Source organism: Bradyrhizobium sp. LB11.1, assembly GCF_040549385.1.
Classification (GTDB): domain Bacteria; phylum Pseudomonadota; class Alphaproteobacteria; order Rhizobiales; family Xanthobacteraceae; genus Bradyrhizobium.
This window is the reverse complement of record NZ_JBEPTH010000004.1, coordinates 366932-383643: the sequence shown is the minus strand read 5'-3', so window position 1 is coordinate 383643 and position 16712 is coordinate 366932. Positions and strand designations below refer to the sequence as shown.

The following is a 16712-nucleotide window of genomic DNA, read 5'->3' as shown; positions in this document are numbered from 1 at the left end:
CGGAATCGCCCGCAACGGCAGGGATTATTGGTGGAAACGCTCACTTACGCGCTGCTCCTGTTCGGCGCGCTGGCCGGCGGCTTCGTCTCGGGGCTGGCGGGATTCGGTACCGCGCTGATGGCGCTCGGCATCTGGCTCTACGTGCTGCCGCCCTCGCTCGCGGTGCCCCTGGTGCTGATCTGCTCGGTGATCGCGCAGACCTCGACGCTGCCCTCGATGTGGAAGAGCTTTGACCTGTCGCTGGTGTGGCCGTTCCTGATCGGCGGGCTGATCGGCGTACCGCTCGGGACCATGCTGGTCGCCTCCGCCGATCCAAAAGTGTTCAAGCTGAGCGTCGGCGTGCTGCTGCTGATCTTCTCGAGCGCGCTGTATCTCAACAAGAAGCAATTCGCCATCGCCTTCGGCGGCCGCATCGCGGACGGCGCGATCGGCTTTGCCGGCGGCATTCTGGGCGGACTCGCGGGTTTGTCCGGGCCGCTGCCGATCCTGTGGGCCAACATCCGCGGCTGGAACAAACACGAGCGGCGCGGCATCTTCCAGCTGTTCAATTTCACCGTGCTCGCCGCGGCTCTGGCGTTGCAGACGGCGTCAGGCCTCGTCGAGCTGAAAGTGGTCTGGCTCGCGCTCGTTGCCTTTCCGGGCACGCTGATCGGCGCATGGGCCGGCGCGCGCGTCTATCACGCGCTCAGCGACAAGCATTTTGGCGATGTCGTGCTGGGGCTGTTGTTCCTGTCCGGCCTCACCCTCCTCTGGAACAGCATCGGCTCGTTCTAGCTTTTTGAGCATGATCTCCGCACAAACGCGTTCCGCGTTGTCGCGAGAGAAAACCGCTGCACATTCTCCCAGAGCATCCGCCATCCCACGGCCCGGCAAGCTGCCGAGCCGGGGGGGGCGACAAGCGTTCGGTCCTTGCTACGCGGGCTCGCGCAGCGAAGGCGCAACGGGCTCAGGCGCCGACTGCTTCGGAGCATCCGGCTGCAGGCGTGGCACCAGCCGCTTCCTGAACTGGCGGCGCAGCAACCACAGGCTCTGGACAGCCTGCAGCGTTGTCGCGGCATTCGAGAGATACCAGACGTACTCGATCTGAAACCCGGGCCGCGTCGACAGCCAGATCGCGGGCACGGAATAGGTGAGAACCCGCGTCGCCGAGCTCCACAACACCGGCCTGGTGTTGCCGAGCCCCTGGAACATGCTGGAGCAGGTGAAGATCAATCCCTGCGCCACCATGTTCAGCGAGATCATCTTCAGAAACAGCAACGCGACCCTCATCGTCTCCGGATCATTGGAGAAGCCGGCAAGCAACCATCCGGGCTCGAGCTGCACGAAAATCGTGAGCGCGATCATCACGGCGGTTGCGATCAGCGCCGCCTTGACGAAGGTCTCCCGCACCCGCTCGAAATTACCCGCACCGAAATTCTGACCGACGATCGGCCCCGCCGCGAGCGAGACGGCCAGGGCCGGCATCTGGATCAAGCCCACGACGCGCGTCCCGATGCCAAAGCCCGCCTGGGCCGCCGGGCCGAGATCGCGCAGCACGTAATAGATCGCTGCCATGAAGATGAAGATCATCACGAACTCGCCACCCGCGGGCAGGCCGACATTAAGGATCCTTCTCCATTGCCGCAGTTGCGGACGCCATTGCGCGGGATGGAAGGCGACGTAGCGCTCCAACTTGCGGAAATAGGCGAGCAGCATCAGCACGCCGATGAAGACGGCGATCGAGCTTGCGAGGCCCGCTCCGGCAACACCGAACGCGTGTCCGGTGCCCCAGCCCGAGATCAGGACCGGCGCCAGCGCAATATTGATGAGTACGGCAACCACCTGCACCAGCATGCTCGGCCGCACGATGCCGGTGGCGCGCAGCGCGGCCGCCATCACCTGCGTGACGAATTGCAGCGCCAGTGCCGGCATGAACCAGAGAAAATAGGTGGTACCGGCCTCGATGGTGGCCTCGTCGGCGGCAATCGCCCGCATATAGGGGCGCGCCAGCGCGAAGCCGCCGAGCAGCGTCAACAGACCGAACAGCACCGACAGGACGGCCGACTGGTTGAAGACCAGATTGGCATCGTCGCGATCCTTGCGGCCGACGGCGTGCGCGATCAGCGCAACCGTGCCGACGCCGAGCATCTGCATCAGCGCGTTGACGAGAAACCCAGCGTTGCCTGCTGCGGCGACGCCCGCAACAGCGGCATCGCCGAGCCCGGACACGAAGTACAGGTCGACCAGCTGACAGATCATGATCGTGATCATGCCGACCACGATCGGTGGCGCCATGCTCAGGATGTGGCTCACGATGGAGCCGCGTGTCAGGTCCTTCATCTCATTCCATCCTTGACGGCGTGACCGCGGGGCTTTCGCCCCGCCGCCGCGCGTCTCATTCCGCTGCCGCGATATGCCCGAGTTCCACCACCTGGCGCTCGAACAGGCTGCGATAGATGCCGCCGGGCCTGCCCGCGAGCACGACATGCGTGCCCTGCTCGACGATCTCCCCGCGGTCGAACACCAGGATGCGATCGAGGCTGCGCACCGTCGACAGACGGTGCGCAATCACGATCGAGGTGCGGCCCTTCATCAACCGCTCCATCGCCTGCTGGATCAGCGCCTCCGATTCCGAATCGAGGCTCGACGTCGCCTCGTCCAGGATCAGCACCGGCGCGTCCGCCAGGAAGGCGCGCGCCAGCGCCACGCGCTGCCGCTCGCCGCCTGACAGTTTGACGCCGCGCTCGCCGACCAGCGTGCCGTAGCCCTTCGGCAGGCGCAGGATGAAGTCGTGCGCATTCGCCAGCCGCGCTGCCTGCTCGATCGCCTCGAGGCTGGCGCCGGGCCGGCCATAGGCGATGTTCTCGGCGAGCGAGCGGTGAAACAGGATCGGATCCTGCTGCACGATCGCGATCTGGCTGCGCAGCGATTGCTGCGCCGCCTTCGCAATATCCTGTCCGTCGATCAGCACACGGCCCCCGGTGACGTCGTAGAGCCGCTGCACCAGCTTGACGAAGGTCGTCTTGCCGGAGCCGGAGCGGCCGACGAGACCGACACGCTCGCCGGCGCGGATCTTGACCGACAACCCGTCGTACAGCGGCGCGCGATGGCCGCCATAGAGGAAGGTGACGTCGTCGAACACGATCTCACCATCCTCGATCACGATCGGCCGCGCGTCGGCAGCATCGGCGATGCCGATCGGCTCGTCATGGATCGCAACCAGCTCCTCCATGTCGTTGACGGAGCGCTGCAGGTTGTTGATGTGCATGCCGACGTCACGCAAGTACGCGTGGATGACGTAATAGCTCGTCAGCACATAGGTGACGTCGCCCGGCGAGGCATGCCCGTACATCCACAGCAGCACCGCCCCGCCGATCACGGACCCGCGCAGGCATAGCAGCAGCGAGAACTGCGCCATGGCCGTGTAATTGTAACGAAGCCAGGTCCGCCGCGCTCGCACGCGCCAGCGCCTGATGACGCGGTCAAGCCGCGCATCCTCACGCGCTTCCGCGCCGAAGGATTTCACCACCGCATTGCATGTCAGCGCATCCGCCAGCGTGCCCCCGACCTTGGTGTCCCAGGCATTGGAGATACGCGCGGCGGGGGCGATGTAGCGCGTCGAGAACAGCACCATCATGACGACATAGGCGAGCGCGCCGAGCGCGATCACCACGCCGAGCGAGGCCCAGTGCACGCCGAGCAGGATCATCGACCCGATCAGCACGACCAGCGACGGCAGCAGCGCCAGCAGGATGGTGTCGTTCAACAAATCGAGCGCCCACATGCCGCGCGTGATCTTGCGCACCGTTGAGCCGGCGAAGGAGTTCGCATGCCAGTCGGTCGAGAAGCGCTGCACGCGAAGGAAGGCGTCCTGCGCGACGTCGGACATGATCTTCAGCGTGAACGGCACGATGATCTGGAGGCCGGTCAGGCGCAACACAATCGAGGCCGCGCCGAGCGCGACGATGCCTGCGAACGCCACCAGCGCGGCGTGGCGCGCATCGGCATCGGACGGGCCGCGCGTCAGCGCGTCAATCAAATGTCCGGAAAACACCGGCATGAACAGATCTGCGACGGTCGCGCCTAACAGGCTGCCAGCCATGGCGATCGTGCGCCCCGGCTGCTTCACCCAGTGGCGGAAAACGAAGGGCAGCACCACGCGAATAGCCGCGGGCTTTTTTGACAATGCGGTCATGGCGTCATCCGGCCGCTTTGCCGCGGGCCGGCTCCATCGATGGACGCAGGCCGGCCGAAAGGGCCGAGACGGCGTCACTTAAAACTGAATTTGACTTGGGAAGCGAAGCGATCGGGGCGTTTGGTCGAAACCCTGGCCCAATCGAAGCTGGCGGAAGCGGCCTCTAACAGGCCGAAGACGTACCGAGCCAGACCGTCATCGAGCGCGGAAACACGATCTGCGAATACGACGAAATCATGCAAATCCCTCCCCGGTTCGATTGAATGAGGTGCGCTTTATAGATGTGTGATTCGTAATTTGCAACGGGCCCCGCGCGAGATCACGCACGAGTGTTGCATTTTGGTGCGCGGTCGCCCGGTCGAGCCGGGCGACGATGCCGCGCTTGTGGCCCGCCTAATGCGCGTCGCCACCGCCGCCAAACGGCGAGGCCGGCCTGTTCAGCAGTGTGACCAGCACACTGAGGCTCAGATAGAACAGGGTCAGAATGAAGAACGCGTCGCCGAAGCTCATCACCACGGCCTGGCGGTGCACGATCTGATTGAGCTGCTTCAGCGCCATCAGCGTCGAGTCGCCGAGGCCCTGGAACTTCTGCTGGAGCATGGTCAGGGTTTCGGTCGCGGTCGTGTTGCCCCAGGTCACGCGATCCTGGAGGCGCGCGATGTGCAGGTCGGTGCGGTCGTTGAGCACGGTGTTGATGACGGCAAGCCCGACCGCGCCGCCGAGATTGCGCATCAGGTTGAACAGGCCGGAGGCATTCTTCACCTTGTCAGGCGGCAGCGTGCCGAGCGCGATGTTGTTGGTCGGCACCATCGCGAACATCATGCCGATGCCGCGCAGGATCTGCGGCACGAGCAGCTCGTAGAAATCGAAATCGCGCGTGATCCAGGTCATCTGGTAGGAGCCGATCGCGAACACGATCAGGCCGAACGCGATCATGTAGCGCATGTCGAGGCTCGCCATCAGCCGGCCCACCAGCGGGGCGACCAGGAACATGGTGATGCCCGAGACGAACATGGTCTCGCCGATCATCAGCGCGCTGTAACCGCGCACCTCGGCGAGATAGCGCGGATAGATGTAGGTCAGGCCGTAGAGGCCGATGCCGATGCAGAATTGCAGCGTAGAGCCGACCGCGAAATTGCGGTTGGTGAAAGCACGCAGATTGACGATCGGCTCCTCCGCCGTGAAGACGCGCACGAAGAAGGCAATCGCCGAGACGACGCCGATCCAGGCGCAGATCGCCACTGTCGTGTCCTGCAGCCATTCATATTGCGGGCCTTCTTCCAGCACATATTCCAGCGTGCCGAGGAAGCCGGCCATGAAGATCAGGCCCCACCAGTCGAAGCGGTTGAGCAGCTCGAAATGCGGCTCGTCGAAATCGACCAGCGCGAGCACTCCCAAGGTGATGCCGATGCCGGGTACGACGTTGATGAAGAACAGCCAATTCCACGACATCAGATCGGTGATGTAGCCGCCGACGGTCGGGCCAATGGTCGGGGCCAGCGTCGCGACCAGCCCGATAATCGGACCGACGATGTGGAATTTCGAGCGCGGAAACACGGTGTAGGCCGAGGCAAACACCGTCGGGATCATGCCGGCGCCGAGAAAGCCCTGAAGCGCGCGCCAGAGGATCATCTCCTCGACGGTCGTGGCGAAGCCGCAGAGCAGGCTCGACACCGTAAAGCCGGCCGCCGAGATCGCGAACAGCATCCGCGTGCCGAGGGCGCGCGACAGGAATCCCGACAGCGGGATCGCGATCACTTCAGCGATCAGATAGGCGGTCTGGACCCAGGAGACCTCGCTCGAGCTCGCCGACAGGCCGGCCTGGATCTCGCTCAGCGATGCCGAGACGATCTGGATGTCCAGGATCGACATGAACATCCCGAACACCATGATGATGAAGGCGATCAGCCGCTTCGGCGCGATGCGATCCGAAGCGGCGGCCGCCATCATGGCAGGTGAAGCAGTCGTGGCGGTCGCCATGGTCTGACCTCGCAGCGCCGGTCGCGCGCTTACTGCGGATGGATCATGGTGGAATCGTCGAGATCAATCTCGCTATCGGCATCGGCGGCACCCTTGTTGGTGTCGACGGTCGCATAGACCGACATGCCGGCGCGGAGCAGGTTCTGCCTGGCAACCGCCTTCGGCACGCGGATGCGGACCGGGACGCGCTGCACGATCTTGGTGAAGTTGCCGGTGGCGTTGTCGGGCGGCAGCAGCGTGAACACCGAGCCCGAGCCCGCCGCGATGCTGTCGACGAGACCGCTGAACTTGCGCATGCCGTAGGCATCGACCTTGATCGTCACCGGCTGACCGGGACGGATGCGCTTGAGTTGGGTCTCCTTGAAATTGGCGTCGATATAGACGTCGTCGAGCGGCACGACGTTGCCGAGGCGCTGGCCGACGGCAACGAAGTCGCCAGCGCTGACGAGACGGTTGGAGAAGATTCCATCGACCGGTGCGCGCACTGCGGTGAAGGCGAGATCGCGCTCGGCCTTGGCGAGCGCGGTCTTGAGCTCGGCGAGCTGCGCCTGGGCTTCGGCCTGCTGCGCCTTGGCGACATCGACATTGCTGATCGCGACGTCGTAGGCGGCCTGCGCGGCCTTGACCGCGGCGGCGCCCTGGTCACGACTGGCTTCCGAAGTTTCGAACGTGGCGCGCGAGGCAAAGCCCTTGCTGCTCAACGCCTGCTGACGCTCATAGTCGAGATCGGCGCGCTTGAGGCCCGCCTCGGCAGAGACGAGCTGCGCCTTGGCCTGCGCGACCTGGCTGTCGAGCGCCGCGATCTGGCGGCCGATGCGGTCGATGGTAGCCTGCTGGGTCGCGATCCGGGTCGCGGCCGCGTCGACGGCGATCTTGTAGTCGCCGTCGTCGATGCGCAGCACGGTGTCGCCGGCATGCACCAGCGTATTGTCTCTGGCCAGGATCGACGAGATATGGCCGGAAACGCGGGCGCCCAGCATGGTGTTGTTGGCGCGGACATAGGCATCGTCGGTGGAAACGAAGAAGCGGCCGACCAGCGTGTAGTAGCCGGCATAGCTTGCCGCCGCGAGCGCCAGCACCACGCCGACGCCCATCATGATAAACTTGCGTTTGCCGGATTTCGGCGCGGCAGCGGCGGGGACGGTCGAGGCCGGCTGGTCGGTCACGGGCTTCTCCGGCACCTCATTGGTGCGGCGCTTGGTTTCTTCGGCCACATGAGACCGCAACTGATCGGCGAGGACTGCGGATGTCCCTGTCGCAGCTTCACCGCTCGCCGTCTCCCCAGCTTCCTGGCGAAGCACGCGCGCAGCCTGATCTCTCGATGTGGCCATAAAGGCCTCCCCAACAAAAAACGCGATCCGGGGCAGCCGTCGCACGGCCGCTTTCCCGCTCGCCCATTCCAAATACCATTGACCGAACGGTTCGGTCAATGTACTTAATATTCCGGGCGGGACCCTACTGGCCCGAATCCTTTACTTACGTTTCATGGTCCAAGCCCCGGTCCAAAACCTTCCGAGACCCTAAACCAATGGTTGCACCCAACCGCGAACAATTGCACGCATTCCCGGACGAGGACAGCTCGAAGCGGCGCCAGATTCTGGACGGCGCCCGTAAGGTATTCATGGATTTGGGTTTTGACGGCGCCAGCATGGGCGAGATCGCGCGCGCGGCCGGCGTCTCCAAGGGCACGCTCTACGTCTACTTCGCCGACAAGTCCGCGCTGTTCGAAGCCATCCTCGAGGAAGAAGCGCTCCAGCACGGCCAGGTTGTGTTCAATTTCGACCCCGCGCGCGATGCCGAGACCACGCTGAGGGATTTCGGCGCGGCCTATCTTCATCTGCTCTGCCGGCCCGGCGGCGGATCGGCGATCCGCACCGTGATGGCGATCGCCGAGCGGATGCCCGACGTCGGCCGCCGCTATTATTTTCGCGTGCTGGACAAGACCATCAGCCGGTTGTCCGAATATCTCAAAGCCCATGTCGCTCCCGGCGATCTCGCGATCGACGATTGCGACCTTGCTGCCTCGCAGTTCATGGAGCTGTGCAAGGCCTCGCTCTTCCTGCCTTTCGTCTTCCAGGCCGCGCCGCCGCCGTCGGAAGAGCGCATGAGCGAAGTGATCGACAGTGCGACGCGGATGTTCCTGGCCGCCTACAAGGCGAAGTAACGGCAGCGGTTCGCGCGTTGCGCATGCGGGGCGCGCGGCACTATATTAAGTACCATGTCCCCTGATCTTCGCCCGCCGGTCGATATCCTTCACTATGAGATCGTCCAGGAACAGGCCTCGGCGCTTGGACGGATGGGCCGCACGCTCGAACAGACGCTTGCGCAATTGCGCGCGTTCGACGCCGCCCATGCGCTCCCGGAGACGCCGGCCGCGATGCAGCCCGCCAGGCGCAAGCTGGTGACGGCAGCGGGACAGGCACTCTGGATGTTCGTGGTGCAACGCGAGGCGACCGGCCTGCGCGACACCCGCCATATCATGCGGACCTACAACGTCCCGGCCGAAGTGCAGCTGTGCATGGGGCTGGCGCCAGCGCCGTCGACGGACGGCGCAAAACTCGGGTCCTGATCACCGACGGCGCCGTGGCTGACGAAGAGAACGTCGCCCAGTCGATTGCGCGCCAGCACCGCCTCGGCTTCGCGGACGATGCGTGTCTGCGGCGCGCTCCCAACTACGGACGCTGAGATGTGGCCCTGCGACAAGCTGGTCAGCGGCCTCATCGAACTCGGCCGGCTTCAGGAAGCCGGCCGCGGAGCGATCATTCTCATTCGGCGGGCATTTTGGATTGTGTCCGTCTAGTCGTCCGAGAACGCGTCTTCCTCGTTGATCTTCTCGTGCTTGCTCTTGCGTGCACCGAGCGAGCCCGTAACGGAAGCATCGCGGTTGTTCGCATAAGGACTACGCCCGCCCGCCCGCGCGGCGACCTCTTCGCCGGAGACTGCGGCCGGCTGGCAGATCAGGCGGCGGCTGGCGCGGCGCATCAGGTCGACGTGGATGTGATCGTAATGATAGACGTTCGAGCCCGGCGCGAGCACGGTGGTGAAATGCGCGCACGCGCCCGACTGGACGTCGCGCAGAAACCCCTGCTCTTCCGGCATGCCGCGCCAGCCGTCCTTCACGCTGATGCGGCGGCCATCGGCGAGCACGAAGGCGGCGACATCGAGCGCGTTGCCGAAGGCGTGCTCGGAAATATGGGCGTGCGGGTTGCCGTTCATGCCGCGGCAGGAATAGGCGGAGATCTGCTTGATCTCGACCACGCGGGCGCCGAACCAGCGCATCGCCGACGGCTGCACGCTGTCGGCGAACCAGCGGTCGAGTTCGGAGACGATCGGACAAGCCAGCGTCGCAGCCGGCTTCACCGCGACCGGACCGACAGCGCTGACGGGATTGCCTTGTGCCGGACCAAGACGCGGCAGCGCCTGTTGTGTCGGCGCTTGCGAGTAAGGCGCCGGCTGTCGCGCCGGATAGCTCGGTGCATTCATGTAACGCGCGGCGCCCGCAGCGTCGGTGCCTTCGGGCGGCAGGTCGATCTCGTCTTCCTGCGGCGCCACGCCAGGCGCGCTGAGCGACACCGGGCCGGAGGACGCGCCATAGCCGGAGGGCTGGCGCACCGCGCTCTCGGGATAGTTCGACCGCTGCGGATAGCCGGAAGTCGGATAATTCGATTGCGGCTGCTTCACGGGCCAGCGCGGCTGATTGCCGATGCTCCCGGGCGGGCGCAGATCCTCATCGGCGAAACCGTAGCTGCTCGAGCCTTCGCCGATGGCGGCGACCTTCAGCGGAAACTCGGCGCCACACATGCCGGGGCCGGAGATCGGCTCGATCCGGACGATGTCGGAACTCTCCTTCACGGCGCCCGATTTCAGGCACGCCGCTTCTGCCTCGGCCCGCCACGGTTCGCGTTCGGCCTGGAACAAGCCGCGTCCGCAACCCGCGAGAGAAACGAGGACGATGGAGCCGACGAGATACAAACGAACTCCGCGCGTCATGCGCGCACGTTCGGCGAATTTACTTAAGGACTCTTTAGCGCATCGATTTCAGTGTTCTTTAACCATACCGGCCGTGCATCGAGCACCCGACCGGTAATAAGGGAGCGGCATCGGAAATTCGAGAAGTCCGATCCAGTGATGCCGCCGATCTTGAAGTCGTGGCAGACAAGACCGGGGTTGTCGGGATCCGGAGAACCGTCGTCCTTCTCGCGCGCGCTGCGCGAACACGCCGCTCGGCGTGTGGGCGACCGAAGAGAACAAGGGCAATGTGCGCGTCGAGCAGTGCGGCACTAATCTCTGCGGCTTCGCCGAGAAGAGCAATGAGCGCATCCTGATCAACATGAAGCCCGACGGCGCCAAGTGGAGCGGCCGCATCCACGATCCCGACTCCGGCCGCAACTACGACTCGACGATCGCCATGAAGGGCCCGAACGCGATGCGCGTGCAGGGCTGCGCCTTCGGCGGCATGTTCTGCGGCGGCCAGATCTGGAAGCGGGTGAGCTGACGCCGACGGCCTCGCCGCTGGCAAACGTTCTTGTTCTCAGGATGGCGCCACGTCCCTGGACACCGGGACGTGGCGTTTGAACATTCGCCCGTCCCATGCGACAGACGTTCATCCGCCATTCAGCCAGCTCCGGCTGATATCGGCCGATCTCGCCTCGTGTTTCTCACCGGGACCTCATTCGTGGCATTGATGGTGGCTTGGCGCCGCGTCGTGTTTGCTTTGCCGCTGCTTGCGCTGCCGCTCGCCGGCGCGGACCACGCGTGCGCGTCCAACGCGATCGAGCTCGCGCAAGCGCAGCCGCAGGCACAGCCGGCGGCCGCGCCCTCTCCGAACCCATCGGGCTCACCTGCGCCGGCGGCCGATGCGCAGCCCGCCGCCGTGGAGCCGATCGGCAACGTCGCGACCGTGACGGGAATCGCGACCGTGATCCGCGACAGGAATTCCTATCCGCTGAAAGTGCGCGACGACATCTATCTCAACGACGTCGTGCAGACGTCGTCGAACTCGTCGCTCGGCATCACCTTCAACGACGCCACCACATTCAATCTCTCCGCCAGCGCCAAGATCACCATCGACAATTACGTCTATGAGGACGGCGGCAAGCAGAACTCGGCGATCTTCGACATCGGCAAGGGCACGGTCGCCTTCGTCGCGGCTGCGGTGGCGAAGACCGGCGACATGAAGATCGCAACCCCGACCGCGACGCTCGGCATTCGCGGCACCACCGGCGTCGTCGACGTGCCCGAGGGCGCGGCCGCGACCAGCGCCAACAACGTCAACATCAAGCTCTATCCCGACGCCGATGGCCGGGTTGGGCATATCGAGGTCAACGACCGCGCCAGCGGCACGCGCCTTGGCGCACTGACGCAAGGATCGAGCGGGTTTGCGATCCGGCCCGGTGCGGCCGGCCCGGGCGGCATGCGCTTTGCCGCGGTGCCGATCACGATCCCGCCGCAGCAGATTGCGCGCGACCGCGGCTTCGTCAGCCAGGTGCACGCGGCCCAGACCACCGGCCGCCAGATCGTCACCGAGCAGCGCGACTTCCGCCGCGCCAATCCGGCCGCGATCAGCCGGATTCCGCGGCCGGCGCAGCCGCAGCAGCAACAGCAACTGCGTCCGAACACGGCGCCAGGCCAACAGCCGCAGCGACCGAACGGCCAGCCGGGTCAGATCCGTCCGGGTCAGCCGCAGCCGGGTGCGCCGAACCGCCAGGGAACGCAACAGCCGCGGCGGCAAGGTCAAGGCGGCGCCGCGCAGCCAGGCATGGGACAGCCGCGCACCGGACAAGGCACGCAGACCGGCGTCGCGCCACAAACGCGGCCACAGCGCAGCGGACAATCTCCGCAAGCGCCCGGCGCGGTCGGGCCTCGGCCGGGCACGACGCCACAACTGCAAACGCCGCGCACCGGATTGCAGCCCGGCACACAGCCAGCCGCCCAGCCGCAACAAGGCGCCGCACCACGCCAGCCCGGCCTGCAGCAGCACCTGCCCGCCGCGCAACGCCCAACCGCGCCGCGCAGAACTGCGCCCGCTCCGGCGCCGAAGGAAAAGAAGAGGCGATAGATGGGAGGGCTCGGCTCGCTCCCTCCTCCGTCATTGCGAGCGGCTTGTCCGCCATAGCTCGAAGAGCGACGGCGGAAGTGAAGCGATCCAGAGTCCCTCAACGATGACAGTATCGTAGGGTGGGCAAAGGCGCGTTAGCGCCGTGCCCACGTCATCGGTATCGTGGGCACGCTGCGCTTTGCCCACCCTACGATTCCGGGCCCGCGGAGCGCCTACGCCTCGCCGCGCAACCAGGCCCGCACCTTCTGCAGCAAGCCGTGCGGCAGCTCGTCGACGGAAGCGACCTCAGCCGGTGTCAGAGTCTGCAAGGCCGCATCGACATCGTCGGCGGCCAGCGCCGGCTCCGGCCCGGGTGACGATGCGAGGCCTGCCGCGGCAATCGCGATCGGGCCAACCTGGGTGAGGAAAGCGCGCTCATATTCGCGCGACAGGCGTGCGAGCGCGTCGTCCAGCGTCAGCCAATCGACCGCCTTGATGTCGTTCATCAGCTTGCGAACGGGATCGCCCCCGGCCTCCATGCGCCAGAAATGCACGATCTTGATAGGGCCGCCGGACTGGTAGGCGATCGTGCCCAGAAACTCGTGCACGATGACGTCGTGGCCGGTCTCCTCCAGCACCTCGCGGTGTGCGGCCTCCTCCGGAGTCTCACCGTCGTCGACCTTGCCCTTGGGCAAAACCCATTCATTGCGCTTGCGCTGACGTACGATGGCAAACAGCGGCGTGTCCCAACGCCGCAGCACAATACCACCCGCCGCCATCGCCGGCGCCCGTGCCATCATAATTCCCGTCGTGTCGTCAACTGGTCCCCGCAGACGATATAGGCGCCCGACACGGCGGATTGAAGACTAGTTCCGCCGAAGTAAGGCTTGACCGGCCCGGATGCGCGTCCCCTCAGCAATGCCGTCGCAGAACGAAAAGTCACCGGGTGCAAGGATGATGATGGTCGAGCCGTGCTCGAACCAGCCGAGCTCCTCGCCCTTGGTCACGTTGACGTCGCAGGGGAAATTAACCGGCCCCTTGGTCTGCGCGTTCAGCACCATGTCGAGGAAGTGCAGGCGGATGCTGGCGACCAGGATCGCTGCGACCGGCACCAGCGTCACGGCCTCGCCGGTCGACAAATGCGTGCGGATCACCGCGCGCTCGTTCTTGCAGAACAGACGCTCGACCCGCTTCAGCGCGATCGGATTGACGTTCCAGACGTCGCCATGGATCAGCGTGACGCGCTCGATATGCGCATCAAACGGTGCGTGGAAGCGGTGATACATGCTCGAAGTCAGCCGCAGCGTGACGAAGCTCCCGTTGCGGTGCTGCTCGACCAGCGCGGGATCGCCAAGCAAATCGAGCAGCGAATAGGGCGCGCCCTTGACCTGGAACAGCTCGGTGTCGGCAATCCGGCCGTGGGCACCGACGATGCCGTCCGACGGGCTCGCAACCACCAAGGGATCCGGATCAAACGGCCGCAGGCCCGGCTTGAGCTCCCGGGTGAAGCAGTCGTGCAGACTCCTGAAATGGTCTTTCTTCGCCTCCGACAGATCGAGGTCGGAGAACAGCTTCCACAGCGCGATGGAGCCGTCCCGCACCAGCGGGTTCTCGATCTTGGAGAACCAGCCCATGAAGCGGGTCAGCGCTGCGCGGGGGATGCGGTTGGTCAACAGGAAGTTGAGGTCTTCCTGCTGGGTGAAAGAAGCGATGAGGGCTTTGACTGTCATGAATCTGTCAGCTCGCAGTATTAGCGCTTGTTGTCATGGAAACGACACTCCCGATTCTCTCATTTTCCGTGGCCGCCGCAGCGTCCGCTGCCGCCGCCTTCCCGAAGATCAAGGCGCGCATCGCGCTGTCCCGTGCCAAGCACCGCTCGCTCGCCGGCCACTCCAAGATGTCGCGCCGGGTAGCAAAGCTGCTCCCGTTCTACGAGTTCGAGGGCGACAAATATTTCGGCTGCGACGGCGCGCCTGACAATGTGGTGATGCAGCGCAAGGACGCTTTCTTCCGTCTCGCCCGTATCTACGCCGATCGCTACCCCAAGGGTCGCGCGATGACGAAGGAAGCGGCGGAGACGATTTCCGATCTCAACTTCACCGAAACCTACCGCGTGCCATTCCCGTTCTCGCGTCTCGTTCGCGAGCATCTGGGCACCTCGACCTTCATGGAATCGTCGAGCGGCGTCACTGTCACGGACGTCGACGGCAACACGTCCTACGACCTCACCGGGTCCTACGGCGTCAACATCTTCGGCAACGACTTCTACAAGGAGTGCATCGAGGGCTCCGAGAAGCGCGCGCATGCGCTCGGTCCGGTGCTCGGCCCCTACCATCCCGTCATCCTCGAGAACGTGCAGCGGCTCTGCCAGATCTCCGGCCTCGACGAGGTCTCGTTCCACATGTCCGGCACCGAAGCCGTAATGCAGGCGGTGCGGCTCGCGCGTTATCACACCAAGCGCACGCATCTGGTTCGTTTCGCCGGCGCCTATCACGGCTGGTGGGGCGACGTGCAGCCCGGCGTCGGCAACCCGATCGCCGCGCACGAGACCTACACACTTTCCGAGATGTCGGAGAAGACGCTGCATGTCTTGCGCACGCGCAAGGACATCGCCTGCGTGCTGGTCAACCCGCTCCAGGGCCTGCATCCGAACGGCAACGCGCCTGGCGATTCCTCGCTGGTCGATTCCTCGCGCGGCGGCAATTTCGATCGCGCGGCCTACACCGACTGGCTGAAGAAGCTGCGCGAGGTCTGCACCGAGCGCGGCATCGTGCTGATCTTCGACGAAGTCTTCGTCGGCTTCCGCCTCGCCGCCGGCGGCGCGCAGGAATATTTCGGCGTCAAGGCCGACATGGTGACCTACGGCAAGAGCCTCGCCGGCGGCCTGCCGGTCGGCGTGGTCTGCGGCAGACGCGAATTGATGCGCCGTTTCCGAGACGATCGTCCCGCCGACATCTGCTTCGCCCGCGGCACCTTCAACTCGCATCCCTATGTCATGACGGCGATGGACGAGTTCCTGAGCCGGCTCGCCAGCCCGAACTTCCGCGCTATTTATGACGGCCTGGATGCGAGCTGGAACGGCCGCGCGCAAAAGCTCAACCAGATGATGACCGATGCCGAGCTGCCGGTCCGGTTCGCCAACTTCTCGTCGATCTGGACGGTGAAATACACCACTCCGTCCCGCTACAACTGGATGCTGCAATATTACCTGCGCGCCGAAGGCCTGTCGCTGAGCTGGGTTGGCACGGGACGGCTGATCTTCAGCCTGAACTACACCGACGCCGACTTCAGCGAAGTCGCCGACCGCTTCGTCCGCGCGGCCGAGAAGATGAAGGCGGATGGCTTCTGGTGGCACGACGGCGTGCTCACCAACAAGAACATCAAGCGGCAGATCCTGAAAGAGATGCTGGCCAGGCGCTTCGGGCGCTGAGGCCACCGCCTTTTCCCCGAACACCGTCCGCGCTTCTCCCTCGCCCCGCTTGCGGGGAGAGGGTCGGGGTGAGGGGGACTCTCCGCGTGCGCGGTGAAAGTTGGCGGACAACTCGCTAGCAATACCCCCGCGGAGAGCCCCCCTCACCCGGATCGCATCTGCGATGCGCTCCGGCCTCTCCCCGCAGGCGGGGAGAGGCGAAGAAGAAGCCCCCAAGACGTGGATGCCCGGGACAAGCCCGGGCATGACGTAAACCATAGACATTCGCGATCTGGGCAACGGCCGTATCAGGCGCGCTGCTCTTCGAGCGTGGGCCCGGAGATCAAGCCCAGCGTATGCTCGGGCTTGAGGTGCAGGCCGGGATCCATCAGCTCGCCGCGCATCAGCGCCAACGGAGCGTTACGATAGAGCATCAGATCGTGGAACGGGTCGGTCAGGATCTTGGTCATCCAGACGAGGCCGGTCTCGACGTCGCGGATGAAGAACAGATGCACGGTGCGGAACAGGAGACCGCCGCCGCCGATCACGAGCCAGATCTTCGCCACCTGACGCATGAAGTCGGTCGCGCTCGCCCAGGGCGTGAACAGGCCGAACAGTGTGGGATCGACGAACAGCACCAGCGGGGATGCCGCCCAGATCGCCATCAGCACCACCTTGCGCTGAAGGTTGTAGCCGACCTTGATGTCTTCCTTGTACTCGTGGGTCGCCTGGTTGATGTGGTCGAAATCGTGCGGCTCGAAGAAGAAGTGACCGGCCTGGCGCGAGGTCATCGAGACCAGCCAGCCGACCAGCGCGGAGAGCATGGGATCGACGAACAGCCAGACATAGGCGAAGAGAAAGCTCAACGCGCTGACGAAGTGCAGGCTCTGATTGATGCGGCTGTGGTGATAGTAGCGATGGTCGTCCCAGCGCTGGATTCGCAGCTGCTCGAGATAATTCTTGATCATGCTATTCCCCAAAATGCTTTCGGGTAAGGGATTTACAGAGATTCGATGTAGGTCGTGTGACATCATCATTTTGTCATATGACGATGTGCAGCGACGCGATGACGCACGCGAACGCGTGAGCGGCGGATCGAAACCGCCACTCTC

13 protein-coding genes and 1 pseudogene are annotated in these 16712 nt (G+C 64.8%); 6 read left to right on the top strand and 8 right to left on the bottom strand.

Going from position 1 to position 16712, the window contains the following annotated elements; genetic code table 11:
* The first annotated feature begins 30 nt into the window (after positions 1-30).
* Positions 31-774 carry a sulfite exporter TauE/SafE family protein gene (locus ABIA96_RS13165; protein WP_354137474.1) on the top strand — a complete coding sequence of 248 codons (744 nt, stop codon included), beginning with the start codon at positions 31-33 and terminating at the stop codon, positions 772-774.
* Positions 775-912: 138 nt separating this feature from the next.
* Here the strand turns inward: ABIA96_RS13165 and ABIA96_RS13160 are convergent, their stop codons facing one another.
* The 4 genes from ABIA96_RS13160 to ABIA96_RS13145 form a co-directional block, all read right to left on the bottom strand.
* A complete protein-coding gene (locus ABIA96_RS13160) occupies positions 913-2319 on the bottom strand; it encodes an MATE family efflux transporter (protein ID WP_354137473.1) in 1407 nt (468 codons plus the stop codon).
* Between the two features lie 55 nt (positions 2320-2374).
* Positions 2375-4174 (bottom strand): ABC transporter ATP-binding protein, encoded by a 1800-nt coding sequence (locus ABIA96_RS13155; protein ID WP_354137472.1) that lies wholly within the window; start codon positions 4172-4174, stop codon positions 2375-2377.
* A 393-nt stretch (positions 4175-4567) separates the two neighbouring features.
* Positions 4568-6154, bottom strand: coding sequence for a DHA2 family efflux MFS transporter permease subunit (locus ABIA96_RS13150; RefSeq protein ID WP_354137471.1), 1587 nt, complete (start codon positions 6152-6154; stop codon positions 4568-4570).
* Positions 6155-6183: 29 nt separating this feature from the next.
* On the bottom strand, positions 6184-7485 hold the full coding sequence (locus tag ABIA96_RS13145; protein ID WP_354137470.1) for an HlyD family secretion protein: 1302 nt from the start codon (positions 7483-7485) through the stop codon (positions 6184-6186).
* Between the two features lie 197 nt (positions 7486-7682).
* On the opposite strand from ABIA96_RS13145, the gene ABIA96_RS13140 reads away from it, so the two are divergent.
* Both ABIA96_RS13140 and ABIA96_RS13135 read left to right on the top strand, forming a co-directional pair.
* The gene (locus ABIA96_RS13140; RefSeq protein WP_354137469.1) at positions 7683-8318 is read left to right on the top strand and encodes a TetR/AcrR family transcriptional regulator; all 636 of its coding nucleotides are present in this window, start codon (positions 7683-7685) and stop codon (positions 8316-8318) included.
* A gap of 54 nt (positions 8319-8372) precedes the next feature.
* Positions 8373-8723 (top strand): DUF6665 family protein, encoded by a 351-nt coding sequence (locus ABIA96_RS13135; RefSeq protein WP_354137468.1) that lies wholly within the window; start codon positions 8373-8375, stop codon positions 8721-8723.
* A 227-nt stretch (positions 8724-8950) separates the two neighbouring features.
* Here the strand turns inward: ABIA96_RS13135 and ABIA96_RS13130 are convergent, their stop codons facing one another.
* The gene (locus tag ABIA96_RS13130) at positions 8951-10144 is read right to left on the bottom strand and encodes an extensin-like domain-containing protein (RefSeq protein WP_354137467.1); all 1194 of its coding nucleotides are present in this window, start codon (positions 10142-10144) and stop codon (positions 8951-8953) included.
* A 220-nt stretch (positions 10145-10364) separates the two neighbouring features.
* Between ABIA96_RS13130 and ABIA96_RS13125 the strand changes: the two are divergent.
* Both ABIA96_RS13125 and ABIA96_RS13120 read left to right on the top strand, forming a co-directional pair.
* Positions 10365-10649: pseudogene (locus ABIA96_RS13125) on the top strand (DUF2147 domain-containing protein); the annotation flags it as partial.
* 189 nt (positions 10650-10838) lie between these two features.
* Complete coding sequence (locus ABIA96_RS13120; protein WP_354137679.1) at positions 10839-12212, top strand: FecR domain-containing protein; 1374 nt, start codon at positions 10839-10841, stop codon at positions 12210-12212.
* A gap of 212 nt (positions 12213-12424) precedes the next feature.
* On the opposite strand, the gene ABIA96_RS13115 is transcribed toward ABIA96_RS13120, so the two are convergent.
* Both ABIA96_RS13115 and asd read right to left on the bottom strand, forming a co-directional pair.
* Positions 12425-12988: an NUDIX hydrolase gene (locus ABIA96_RS13115; RefSeq protein WP_354137466.1), complete on the bottom strand. Its 564-nt coding sequence runs from the start codon at positions 12986-12988 to the stop codon at positions 12425-12427.
* A 69-nt stretch (positions 12989-13057) separates the two neighbouring features.
* The gene (asd, locus tag ABIA96_RS13110) at positions 13058-13921 is read right to left on the bottom strand and encodes an archaetidylserine decarboxylase (protein WP_354137465.1); all 864 of its coding nucleotides are present in this window, start codon (positions 13919-13921) and stop codon (positions 13058-13060) included.
* Between the two features lie 35 nt (positions 13922-13956).
* On the opposite strand from asd, the gene ABIA96_RS13105 reads away from it, so the two are divergent.
* Positions 13957-15621 carry an aminotransferase class III-fold pyridoxal phosphate-dependent enzyme gene (locus ABIA96_RS13105; protein ID WP_354137464.1) on the top strand — a complete coding sequence of 555 codons (1665 nt, stop codon included), beginning with the start codon at positions 13957-13959 and terminating at the stop codon, positions 15619-15621.
* Positions 15622-15908: 287 nt separating this feature from the next.
* Here the strand turns inward: ABIA96_RS13105 and ABIA96_RS13100 are convergent, their stop codons facing one another.
* The gene (locus tag ABIA96_RS13100) at positions 15909-16568 is read right to left on the bottom strand and encodes a hypothetical protein (RefSeq protein ID WP_354137463.1); all 660 of its coding nucleotides are present in this window, start codon (positions 16566-16568) and stop codon (positions 15909-15911) included.
* Between the last annotated feature and the right edge of the window lie 144 nt (positions 16569-16712).